The following is a 12,165-nucleotide window of genomic DNA, read 5'->3' as shown; positions in this document are numbered from 1 at the left end:
CCTTGAGTCGCTGCTTCACTGCCGTGTAGGCAGCTCAGAATTTCAGCTCTTCGCTTTCGAGGACGCTTGGCAGCTTCACTGCCGTGTAGGCAGCTCAGAATGATGATGGCTTTGGAACAAGCAGACGAATACGCTTCACTGCCGTGTAGGCAGCTCAGAATAGCATACCGATCTGAACCTAGTGCTTGAGCCCCTTCACTGCCGTGTAGGCAGCTCAGAATTCCATTCGCCCGCCAATGCCATATGCCGAACGCTTCACTGCCGTGTAGGCAGCTCAGAATACAAACTTGAAGGCATAACCGCCGCCACCGGCCTTCACTGCCGTGTAGGCAGCTCAGAATCAGTGTCACTAGGCATGAGGCCGACTGCTTTCCTTCACTGCCGTGTAGGCAGCTCAGAATTGAGCGGGGGCTTCAAGCCTGTAGGGTACTCACTTCACTGCCGTGTAGGCAGCTCAGAATGCAACGCTTGCTCAAGCCCTTTCGTCGAAGACTTCACTGCCGTGTAGGCAGCTCAGAAAATTTCCCGTACCACTGTCTGCATCACCTCCTTCTTCACTGCCGTGTAGGCAGCTCAGAAATAAAAACTGGAGCAGCACATGAGCACAGCAGACTTCACTGCCGTGTAGGCAGCTCAGAAATGCTGGCAGATCCAAGCGGTGGCTGCGTTCATACTTCACTGCCGTGTAGGCAGCTCAGAAATTACAAAACTTGGCTGGCCGAGATACGCCGCCCTTCACTGCCGTGTAGGCAGCTTAGAAAAGTGGCGATCCAGCCGGGCATTGCCTGTATGCTCTTCACTGCCGTCTAGGCAGCTTAGAAAATATCGCCATCTTCCCAGTAATAGAAATCCACCTTCACTGCCGCATAAGCAGCTCAGAAATACGACCCGGTCATTAATGGTCATCTGCTCTCATTAACTGCCGAACAGGCAGCTCACAAACACTCAAATCAACCACCCAAAAAACCCATAACCAACTGATCTACATAAATTTAAATCCAAACCTGCAGAAGCACGCCTGCCCACAACAACCCTTCTGTAATCCACTCCCTACAAGAACCGCAGACTCATCTTTCTGACTCACGACCATCCCCAACCTCAAAAAACCTAAAGCACCGCCTTACGCTTTCGGCTATATACATTCCCTCTCCCCGGCCAAGTGCCATTACTGGTTCGATCATGGATGACATCAGTTCTTCGGATCTCAAGACGATCCTGCATTCAAAACGCGCGAATATTTATTATCTGCAGCATTGCCGGGTATTGGTGAATGGCGGTCGGGTCGAGTATGTGACCGATGCGGGCAAGCAGTCGCTGTACTGGAATATCCCCATCGCCAATACCACGACCGTGCTGCTGGGCACGGGGACTTCGGTCACTCAGGCGGCGATGCGTGAGTTGGCCAAGGCGGGTGTGCTGGTGGGCTTTTGCGGCGGTGGCGGTACGCCGTTGTTCAGTGCCAACGAGATCGATATCGAGGTCGCCTGGTTCTCGCCGCAAAGCGAATATCGGCCTACTGAATACCTGCAACGCTGGGTGACGTTCTGGTTCAGGGACGATCTGCGTCTGGAAGCCGCGAAGGCTTTTCAGCGCTTGCGGCTGGAACATATCCGACTCCAGTGGATCGAGCACAAGGCCTTTGCCAAGGCCGGGTTCAAGGTCGATCCGGTCGAACTCGACAACGCTTTGGCGCAATCTCTTACAGCCCTCAATAACGCCCCGGACCACACCTTTCTGCTGACCGAAGAAGCAAGGCTGACCAAGCGCCTTTTCAAGCTGGCTGCCACAGCCATGAAGTATGGCGACTTCGTGCGCGCCAAACGTGGCTCAGGCGGTGATCCGGCCAACCGTTTTCTCGATCATGGCAATTACCTCGCTTATGGCCTGGCTGCAACCGCCACCTGGGTGCTGGGCCTGCCCCATGGTCTGGCAGTGCTGCACGGCAAGACCCGACGTGGCGGGCTGGTGTTCGATGCCGCAGACCTGGTCAAGGACGGGCTGATTCTGCCGCAGGCTTTTATCTCAGCCATGCGCGGCGACGATGAACAGGCGTTTCGTCAGGCCTGCATCGAGAACCTGACCCGCAGTGAAGCACTGGACTTCATGATCGATAGTCTCAAGGACGTTGCCGAGCAACTTGGAGGCAGCGCCGCGTGAATATCCTGCTTATCTGCCAGTGCGACAAGCGAGCGCTGGTGGAAACCCGGCGTATTCTGGATCAGTTCGCCGAACGTCGCGGCGAGCGGACCTGGCAAACGCCGATCACTCAAGACGGCCTCGACACCTTGCGTCGCCTGCTGAGGAAAAGCGCACGCCGCAACACGGCGGTGGCCTGTCACTGGATCAGAGGGCTGGACCATAGCGAGTTGCTGTGGATCGTTGGCGATGCCAGTCGCTTCAATGAACAGGGCGCTGTACCGACCAACATTACGCGACGCAATGTGCTGCGCAAGGAAGATGAAAACGATTGGCACACCGCCGAAGACATCACCTTGCTGGCGCAGATGGCGGCGTTGCTGCATGACCTTGGCAAATCCAGCATCGCGTTTCAGCAACGCCTGCAAAAACAGAGCCGTGAGAAAAACCTTTATCGCCACGAGTGGGTTTCGCTGCGGCTTTTTCTGGCATTCGTCGGGCGCGACTCCGACGAAACCTGGCTTAAACGTCTGGCCGAACCCGACTCACTGGACGACGAAAGCTGGCTGGCTGAAGGCCGTTATCTACGCGATGGCCTTGACCCCGACACACCACCTCCTTTTCTCGACTTGCCTCCTTTGGCGGCAGCGATTGCCTGGCTGGTCGTGACTCACCATCGCTTGCCGACAAAGCCTTTCAAGGGGGACTTGGGCGACGAAAAACTCTGGTTCGGCAAGCCTTCGCGTTATGTGTCCCCGACCTCTCTGGCCAATGTGCTGGAGGGCGTCACCCATGAGTGGAACGAGCTGAAAAGCCCTGCCGAACCGGTTGAGATAAAGCCTTATTGGCAATTCGAGCATGGTTTACCGGTCACACTGCCCAAATGGCGCACCCAGGCAGCAAAAGTTGCAAACCGGCTGCTGACGCTACAAGCCAAGGCAGGCAAAGGCGACTGGCTGAATAACCCTTATGTCATGCATGTGGCACGCCTGAGTCTGATGCTGGCTGACCACCATTACTCCGGGCTAACGGTCAAATCAGAACAGCGCGTCAAAGGCGATGCGCAATGCCTGCTCTACGCCAATACCGAAGACGGCAAACCCAAACAGAAACTGGATGAGCACTTGCTGGGCGTGGCGCGTCTGGCGGGCACCATCGTTCATGGGCTGCCGGGTTTCGAACGTTATCTGCCGCGCCTTGCCAAGCACAAAGGGCTGCGCAAACGCAGTGGCTCGGGTCGCTTCGAGTGGCAGGACAAAGCCAGCGATGCCGCCACCAGCCTGCGGGACAAGTCATTCGAGCATGGGGCGTTCATCGTCAATATGGCTTCGACTGGTTGCGGCAAGACCCTGGCCAACGTTCGTATCATGAATGCCCTGGCCGATCCGCAACTGGGGTTTCGCTGCACCTTCGCCCTGGGGCTGCGCACGCTGACGCTGCAGACCGGAGCCAGTTATCGTCAGGATCTGCACCTCAAGGAAGACGAACTGGCCGTGCATGTCGGCGGCTCGGCCAGCAAAGCCTTGTTCAAGTTTCACCAGAAGCTGGCGGAGCAAACCGGCTCGGGCTCGGTGCAGGCGTTGCTCGAAGAAGACAGCCACGTCTTGTACGAGGGACAGTCGAGCAATCACGGCCTCTTATCCAAAGCCATGGCTAATCAGGACATACGTTCGCTGCTCAGCGCCCCCATGCTGGTCTGCACCATCGATCACCTGATGCCCGCCACCGAGGCTCAGCGCTCGGGACGTCAGATTGCGCCGATGCTGCGCATGATGAGCAGCGATCTGGTGCTTGATGAGCTGGACGACTTCGACTTGCCTGATTTGCCCGCCCTGACCCGTCTGATGCATTGGGCCGGCATGCTCGGAACGAGAGTTTTACTCTCTTCGGCAACGTTGCCACCCGCCCTGGTTGACGGAATGTTCCAGGCCTATCGTGCAGGCCGTATGCATTACCGACGCAACCGCGGCGCCCATGACCAGCAGGCTTATCCGCCATCCGAGGTGGCTTGCCTGTGGGTGGATGAATTCAGCGCCCACGGCATGACCTGCAGTGATCCCCAACGCTTTATTACCGAGCATGAAGCGTTCGTACAACGTCGCGTTGAAGAACTGGGCAAAGCCGAACCGCGAAGATGCGGTGAGCTGATACCACTGACGATCAAAGCCAAAAAACCGGACGCCATTCGTGTCGAGTTCGCCAGCCATGTGCGCAGCGCCATGCTTGAAGCCCATGCCCGACACGCCGAAACCTGCCCCCACAGCGGCAAGCGGGTTAGCTTCGGTCTGGTGCGCATGGCCAATATCGAACCCTTGTTCGATGTGGCGCTGGCGTTATTTGAGGCTGGCGCGCCTGAGGATTACCGCATTCATTTATGCGTCTACCACTCGCGTTTTCCGCAAGTGCTGCGCTCAGCCATCGAAGCGCAACTGGACACCTGCCTGAACCGGCGCAAGCGTGAAGCGGTTTATGCGCTACCAGGAATTCGGCAAGCCATCGATCAGTCTCCCGAGCAGAACCATCTGTTTGTGGTGCTGGGTTCACCCGTGACTGAAGTCGGTCGCGATCACGATTATGACTGGGCCATCGTCGAGCCTTCGTCCATGCGCTCGCTCATTCAACTGGCCGGGCGCATACAGCGGCATCGCAACGAACCGTGCAAGACGCCCAATGTGCTTATTTTCGATGCCAATTTGCGGCACTTCGAGAAGCCGCAGGCAGCCGCTTTTGTGCAACCGGGTTTCGAGAACAAAAATGGCACGCTTGATGATCCGTTCAGGCTGATGACCCATCGGCTCGGCAAGCTGCTGAAAGAGGATGAATACAAGACCCTGACAGCCCGCCCACGTATCCAGCCGCGCCCGGCTCAGGAGTGGCAAGCCAAGAAAAGTCTGGTGGACCTCGAACATAAACGGCTTGCCGCACAGATGCTGCCCAAGGATCACAACCCGGCATCGAAATCGACATTCAACCTGGATGCGGCCTGCGCCTGGCAATATTCACAGGCTTCGCTGACCTGGATCCTGCCGCAACATCAGCCCTTCCGCGAACAGACCACGCCGCAAACCGAACTGGTGTTTCTGCCTGACGAAGACGAAGAACAGCTTGTGCTGCATCGCATTCATGAAGAGGCCAAACGCGGCAAGCCCGAGATTTATACCCTCGCACAAGACCAACTCACCGAGATCGACCTCGACAGCCTGCTTGGCCCACGGATAACACCTTGGGGTCGACACGATTTGATGGAGCTGCTTGTTGAACAGGCGGAGGCACAGGACCTGTCACTGAGGAAATGCGCCGAGAGATTCACGTCGGTCAGCGTGCATGAGAGCTGGTTTGGGTGGAGGTATCACCCGGTTTTGGGATTTGGGAAAGCCTGAAATGAATCAACATCAATACAAGGAAGGCATATGCAGAGAGTGAATTACCCCAAAGCACTAATGGGACTGGCATCCGCTCAGTCGATTATTAAAGGTTCCGAACATGGATGAAGGATCTAGGCCTACGCCCCGCTCCACCATTTTCCGTACTGCCATCACTGCCTTTATCAATGAGCGTAAAGAAGCCAAGCTCAAGGGCAATGACGAGGGCGACGGTGGTCAGGCCGCTGGCAAATATGATTACGCCACCTGGCTGGCCGATGCTGCGCGTCGGGTAGCGCAGATTCAGGCGGTGACTCATGTGCTCAAGGCCACGCATCCCGATGCTCGGGGCAGCAGCCTGCATGTCGTACCGCAATCACTGCATCAGCATGCCGAAGTAGGCACTCACGTATTGGGCGAGGTTTATGCCGACGATATCGTGGGTAATGCCGCTGCTCTCGACGTGTACAAATTTCTCAAGGTAGAAGTCGAAGGCCGTCGTTTGCTGGACTGGTTGCAGGCCAATGATGCTGACTTGTTGAGTGCATTGAGCGATGACGAAGCCACTGCCCATGAATGGGCATCGGCCTTCAAGGGACTGATACGGCCTGTCTCTACCCTGGCCTCTCACACCATGGCCAAGCAGGTGTACTGGAGTGTTTCCGGTGAGCCGACTGACAACTCGGGCTTTCATCTCTTGCAGCCCCTGGTCGCCAGCAGCCTTGCCCATGCGGTGCATCAGCACATCAACGATGCCCGCTTCGGAGAAGCCAGCAAAGAAGCCCGACAGGCCAGACGAGAGGAAAAGCTTTACGACGGGCAATACCGCGATTATCGCAATCTGGTCACCCGCAAGCTGGGTGGTACCAAGCCGCAGAACATCAGCCAGCTCAACAGCGAGCGCGGTGGGGTGAATTATCTGCTGGCTTCGATACCGCCGACCTGGAAGCGGTACAGGCAACCTGGCTTTCTCAATATCGAAACGGCGTTTGATCGCTTTCGATATTTTGAAGGTGTGCCCGAGCAGATCGAAGCCTTGTGTACGCTGCTGAAAAAAGACCCGCCCAGAACTCTGCCTACTCGTGATGCACGAAAAAGCATCGAAAAAGCGTTGGGCCTGTCACTGGTCACGTTTGGCCTCACCAACCGCGAGCAGCTCGAACCAGGCTGGAGCCGTCACCCTGACTGCGACCTGCCATTATGTGAACAACTCTGGCTCGACCCGGGCCGTATCGGCCTGCCTTTGCGCGATGATTATCTCGATGAAGACCAGGCATTTATCGCGGCCTTTGAACGCAATGACTGGCCCGATGAAGTCGCCAAGCGCTTTGGGCAATGGCTGAATGCAATCCTTCGCAATATAGGCTTGCCCGTCGGCGATGTGGAGCTGAGACACTGGACCAGACAGGCAATCATCGAAGCCGACTCTTTCATGCCAATCACTGGCCGGGAGATCTCCAATGGCTGACTGCCCTTCGTTCACTCATCTGCTGGTCATTCCACGCATTCGCGTACAGAACGCCAACTCCATTTCCAGCCCGCTGACTCATGGCTTCCCGTCGATGACGGCATTCCTGGGCCTGATGTGGGCACTGGGGCGCAAAACCCACGAGGCTGGGCTGGACCTGAAGTTCAAGGCTGTCGGCGTCGTTGTGCACCATCACGAAGAGCAAATCACCGACAGCAAGTACGTGAGCACCTTGCGCCTGACTCGCAACCCCATCAACAAGGACGGCAGTACTGCCGCGATTGTTGAAGAAGGCCGGATGCATATGGAGATCAGCCTTGTGTTCGGGGTGCAAGGCGATACGTTGCCGACCGATAGCGAAGCCACGCAGTTGATCGCCCGGCAGGTACGAGATCAGCTTTCGCAAATGCGTATTGCTGGCGGCAGCGTGGTTCCGTCCAGTGCGCCGCCCTACAAGCGACAGCCTTTCATGGTATTCATGCCTGAAGAAAACGACAGGCAAGAGCTCTTCACCAAAATCCGTTTGCGCCTGCTGCCGGGCTTTGCGCTGGTTGATCGTCAGGACCTGCTTGAGCAACGGCACGACGCCTTAAAAGAGCAGAACCCCGATGCCTCACGGCTCGACGCCTGGCTGTCGTTGTCGAGGCTCAACTGGCACAGCGTTGCCAACGAAGACCCGACCAAAAAGCCCAAGTGGGTCAACGACAAAAAAGACAGCGGCTGGATAGTGCCCATTCCTGTGGGCTATGGCGCGCTGAGTGACGTGCTGCCTGCAGGCTCGGTAGCTAATGCCCGTGACGGGCAAACCGATTTCCGTTTCGTCGAAAGCCTGTATGGCATCGGTGAGTGGATCAGCCCACATCGCCTGCACACTCCCGAACACCTGCTCTGGTACGCCGACTCGCAACCCGATGACGGCCTCTATCGCTGCGCCAACGACTATCGCCCTGCTGTTCTGCACGACTTCGACTGACTGCTGACCATCTTCCTAAAAGGTATTTGAACATGGCTAACGACACCCTCAAGACCGCTTCCGTTCTGGCTTTCGAGCGCAAGCTTGATCCTTCCGATGCGCTGTTTCATTCCGGCGACTGGCAGTCTCGCGATAAATGGACACCGCTGGAAGTTCGTGAGAAATCGGTGCGCGGCACTATTTCCAACCGATTGAAAACCAAGGACCTGGACCCGGCCAAGCTGGATGCCCAGATCGAGAAGCCCAACCTGCAAACCGTAGATGTCGCCGCCCTGCCCCATGATGCCGACACCCTGCGGGTCAGCTTTACCCTGCGCATCCTGGGCGGCACCGGCCAGCCATCGGCCTGTAACGACACTGAGTACCGGAACAAGCTGCTCGCCACTGTAAAAAGCTATGTAGATGGCAATGGCTTCGATGAGCTGGCACGCCGCTATGCCCACAACCTGGCCAACGGCCGCTTTCTGTGGCGCAATCGTATCGGTGCCGAACAGGTGGAAGTGGAAGTCGCCCATCTGGTGGATGGCAAGGCTGCGTCGAAATGGGCTTTCGATTCTCTGGCGCTGTCTCTGCGGGAGTTCAATACCAGCCCTGAAAATGCCAAGGCACTGGGCGAGCTGACGCAATTGATCGCCAGTGGTCTGGCAGGTCAACAGCATGTGCTGCTGGAGGTGAAAGCTTATGTACGAATGGGTGCGGGGCAGGAAGTCTTCCCCTCACAAGAACTGATTCTGGAACGCGCCAGCGGCAGCAAAAGCAAGACGCTCTACAAGGTCGGCGATGTCGCGGGCATCCACTCGCAAAAGATCGGCAACGCCATTCGCAGCATCGACACCTGGTATCAGGAAGCCGATATCAATGGCCCGATTGCCGTGGAACCCTATGGTTCGGTCACCACTCAAGGCAAAGCGTATCGTCAGCCACGCAGCACCAAGGATGACTTCTACACCCTGCTCGATAGCTGGGTGCTCAAGGACAAGGTGCCGGAGCTGGATCAGCAGCATTTCGTCATCGCGACTCTGATTCGTGGCGGCGTATTCGGTGAGGCGGGCTAAGCCATGGATCATTACCTCGACCTGCAATTACTGCCCGATCCGGAGTTTGCAGCCACGCAACTGATGAGCGCACTGATGTCCAAGTTGCATCGCGGCTTGCATGACCTGCGTCGCGATGACATCGGCATCAGCTTCCCCGCTATCAGCGGCAGGGCTACCGGCCTGGGCGACCGCCTGCGCTTGCACGGCAGTGCGCAAGCGCTGGATGCCCTGATGGCCCAGAGCTGGCTGACGGGCATGCGTGACCATGTGCGAGTAGGCGAACTGAGCCCGATCCCCACTGACGCACAGCATCGGCGCGTCAGCCGCGTGCAGGTGGACAGCAACCCGGAGCGCACAAGACGACGCCTGATCAAACGCCACGGCCTCACGGAAGAACAAGCCCGCGAACGTATCCCCGACAGCGCCGCAAAACGCTGCAACCTGCCCTTCGTCCAGATGCGCAGCCGTACCAATGGTCAGACGTTCCTGCTGTTCATCCGGCATGAGCCGATACAGAGCAGCGCCCAGGATGGGACCTTCAATAGCTATGGGTTGAGTGCTACGGCTACTGTTCCCTGGTTTTGATGTTCTTTTGGCAATGGATTGAAGCCCTTGTAGGTGAGCTAGCTACAAGGGCTTTGTTTTTTTGAGCTGCTTATTACGACAGTGAAGGCTCAGTGCTTTGCTCAATGCTCAAGTGATCTTGTCTGGGCTGCCTGTGCGGCAGTGAAGGTGCGATTTATCCGGGTCTTAACGCCCGTAGTTTCTGAGCTGCCTACACGGCAGTGAAGGCATCAGGAGCGCAAAAACCTGTCCTCGCAAGTTTCTGAGCTGCCTATACGGCAGTGAAGCGGCTCTACGACCGGCGCGGCCAGCGGCCCGATTTCTGAGCTGCCTATACGGCAGTGAAGTGGATGCGGCGAAATTCTCGTTCGCGGGCAATTTTCTGAGCTGCCTATACGGCAGTGAAGGTGGATGTTGCCCTGGGCAAGCGCATTCAGATCTTTCTGAGCTGCCTATACGGCAGTGAAGTACCTGATCTGGTGTTGCCCATGGCTCGCGGTTTTCTGAGCTGCCTATACGGCAGTGAAGGCCTACTCGACTAAGCCCCGGATGATGTTCTTTTTCTGAGCTGCCTATACGGCAGTGAAGCAGAATTTGCTGGCGCGAACGGCGGCGTTTCATTTCTGAGCTGCCTATACGGCAGTGAAGGTACATGGTAGGCGAGGAAAAGCGTACGTCCTTTTCTGAGCTGCCTATACGGCAGTGAAGGACTGGGCCACTTCCCGCACCGAATGGATGCTTTTCTGAGCTGCCTATACGGCAGTGAAGTTTACCGAGCGGTAATAATTGCGCATCACTTATTTCTGAGCTGCCTATACGGCAGTGAAGGATCCTAATGCGCAATTCGTCGGGTTCATAGGTTTCTGAGCTGCCTATACGGCAGTGAAGGATCCTAATGCGCAATTCGTCGGGTTCATAGGTTTCTGAGCTGCCTATACGGCAGTGAAGCGTCTTGCTAACTGATGCATTGTGCTTACCTGTTTCTGAGCTGCCTATACGGCAGTGAAGGCTCTGTGAGCGGGCATAACGCATACACGCTATTTCTGAGCTGCCTATACGGCAGTGAAGTGCTCATCATCGCGGGGCTTTGCCGATCGATCTTTCTGAGCTGCCTATACGGCAGTGAAGCCTGCATATCGTGGAATCGACCAATTGGATTTTTTCTGAGCTGCCTATACGGCAGTGAAGACAGAAGTTCAGGCGCAGAGCGTAGACAATCTTTTCTGAGCTGCCTATACGGCAGTGAAGAGATACTTCAGCTCGTGAACGTGGACCTGTTCTTTCTGAGCTGCCTATACGGCAGTGAAGAAACGACATTGCTCGGGGCAGGGGTTGTCGCATTTCTGAGCTGCCTATACGGCAGTGAAGGCAAAGGCTTTTGAGACATCACGTGGGGTGGTTTTCTGAGCTGCCTATACGGCAGTGAAGTAGACACTCTGCTCGATAACCCTCCGTTTTCAAAGAAAAATATGCGCCAACAGCCGTTTTAACCCTTTTTTTATCGAGCTTTGTAAGTCATTGATTTTTAAAGGACGAATCTGAGGCGAAAAAAGAGGGTCAAGAAAGGGTTCATTCCTGTCCGCCGTATACAGGTGCTCACCCGCAGCAAGACAGCGCCGTACTTTTTGATATGTCGTCGCCAGCGACATGACCTCATAACATGTCGCTAGAAACCGGAAATTGCGACATGACGGCTTGGAAAAGCTCCATTTCCTGACATATTTTGTCTGAAGGATGTCGCGGCCAAGGCCCCTCCCACAAGGTTGTGTGAGCCCGGGATGAATCACTCAGCTCTCAAAAATGCATCGTCTGCAATGACGTCTCGCGGATAAATCCTACCCAATCAGTCGGCTCTCTCGGCAGCAAACACCCCCACTCTCTACTACCCTGAAACCCATCATTTAAGCGGTTGATGCTCTGGCCACCTTGACTGATGGGGACAAGAATAATAATGAAAGACCCTTATGCCTTCGGGTTCTACAGCGCCTGTTTTGCGTTGATGGTGGTGGTAGCGGCGACTTATTACAGTGCGGCTTCCGGCAGCAGTCCTGTGCGGGCCGTGGATGCCTGGGTTGTGGTTTATTCGGCGTCTTCTCTGGTGGAGACGCTGGCGATCATCGGGATCGCGGGGGTTGCGTTCAAGGCGTATGGGGCCTGGAAGCGGGATGTGCGTCAGCACAAGGCGCTGGGGGTCATCTGGGATGCCAGTGTGGCGTTTCGGGAGATAGAGATCGGGTTCAACGAGTGGTTCTTCGGCCCGAATGCCGAGCTGAAGGCGGGCAACGATCCGCGTCAGATCGACTCATTGCTCAGTGCCAGCCCGCTGGGTCTGGCGCTGAAGGCGTTCAAGAAGCAGTGCATCCTGCTGGACAAGGTGGTGATCAAGCATCACTGGCGCTGGCTGAACCATGCAGCCGAACTCGAGATGCTGGCCCGGGCGCTGAGTGCCGAAGCATTCGGCGCCATAGGCAAGGGCAAGGTCACGTATTCCGTCGTGGACTTTCTCTATGTGCATCAGGGAGAAACCTGGCAAAGAACCCAGGCCGACTGGGAAACCATCATGGCGACCATCGAAGAACAGCTCAACGCACTGGAGGAGGCCTACGGCTGAGGCCTCTTCCTGTG

At 56.4% G+C, this 12,165-nt stretch carries 7 protein-coding genes and 2 CRISPR repeat arrays (1 of these 9 running past the window's edge); all 7 genes read left to right on the top strand.

Features of this window, described 5'->3' with window-relative positions; all coding sequences use genetic code 11:
• Nucleotides 1-882: direct repeats of the CRISPR family, unit length 28 nt; unit sequence CTTCACTGCCGTGTAGGCAGCTCAGAAT; it reaches 47 nt to the left of the window's first position.
• A gap of 297 nt (nucleotides 883-1,179) precedes the next feature.
• Nucleotides 1,180-2,157: a type I-F CRISPR-associated endonuclease Cas1f gene (gene cas1f, locus KQP88_RS05310; protein ID WP_095067105.1), complete on the top strand. Its 978-nt coding sequence runs from the start codon at nucleotides 1,180-1,182 to the stop codon at nucleotides 2,155-2,157.
• Entirely contained in the window at nucleotides 2,154-5,516 is a 3,363-nt protein-coding gene (gene cas3f, locus KQP88_RS05305) for a type I-F CRISPR-associated helicase Cas3f (protein ID WP_216705033.1), read from the top strand. Before cas1f ends, cas3f begins: the two co-directional genes overlap by 4 nt.
• Before the next feature lie 103 nt (nucleotides 5,517-5,619).
• Nucleotides 5,620-6,966, top strand: coding sequence for a type I-F CRISPR-associated protein Csy1 (gene csy1, locus KQP88_RS05300; RefSeq protein WP_216705032.1), 1,347 nt, complete (start codon nucleotides 5,620-5,622; stop codon nucleotides 6,964-6,966).
• Nucleotides 6,959-7,939: a type I-F CRISPR-associated protein Csy2 gene (gene csy2 / locus KQP88_RS05295; RefSeq protein ID WP_216705031.1), complete on the top strand. Its 981-nt coding sequence runs from the start codon at nucleotides 6,959-6,961 to the stop codon at nucleotides 7,937-7,939. The genes csy1 and csy2 overlap by 8 nt, the downstream gene beginning before the upstream one ends.
• A 32-nt stretch (nucleotides 7,940-7,971) precedes the next feature.
• Nucleotides 7,972-8,994 carry a type I-F CRISPR-associated protein Csy3 gene (gene csy3, locus KQP88_RS05290; RefSeq protein WP_200995124.1) on the top strand — a complete coding sequence of 341 codons (1,023 nt, stop codon included), beginning with the start codon at nucleotides 7,972-7,974 and terminating at the stop codon, nucleotides 8,992-8,994.
• Between the two features lie 3 nt (nucleotides 8,995-8,997).
• On the top strand, nucleotides 8,998-9,561 hold the full coding sequence (gene cas6f, locus KQP88_RS05285; protein WP_216705030.1) for a type I-F CRISPR-associated endoribonuclease Cas6/Csy4: 564 nt from the start codon (nucleotides 8,998-9,000) through the stop codon (nucleotides 9,559-9,561).
• 119 nt (nucleotides 9,562-9,680) lie between these two features.
• Nucleotides 9,681-10,968: direct repeats of the CRISPR family, unit length 28 nt; unit sequence TTTCTGAGCTGCCTATACGGCAGTGAAG.
• Between the two features lie 523 nt (nucleotides 10,969-11,491).
• Nucleotides 11,492-12,151: a hypothetical protein gene (locus KQP88_RS05280; RefSeq protein WP_216705029.1), complete on the top strand. Its 660-nt coding sequence runs from the start codon at nucleotides 11,492-11,494 to the stop codon at nucleotides 12,149-12,151.
• Nucleotides 12,152-12,165: the final 14 nt, after the last annotated feature.

Origin of the sequence: Pseudomonas lijiangensis, from assembly GCF_018968705.1 — a bacterium.
In the GTDB taxonomy this organism is placed as follows: Bacteria; Pseudomonadota; Gammaproteobacteria; order Pseudomonadales; family Pseudomonadaceae; genus Aquipseudomonas; species Aquipseudomonas lijiangensis.
This window is presented reverse-complemented; position numbering and strand designations above follow the sequence as displayed.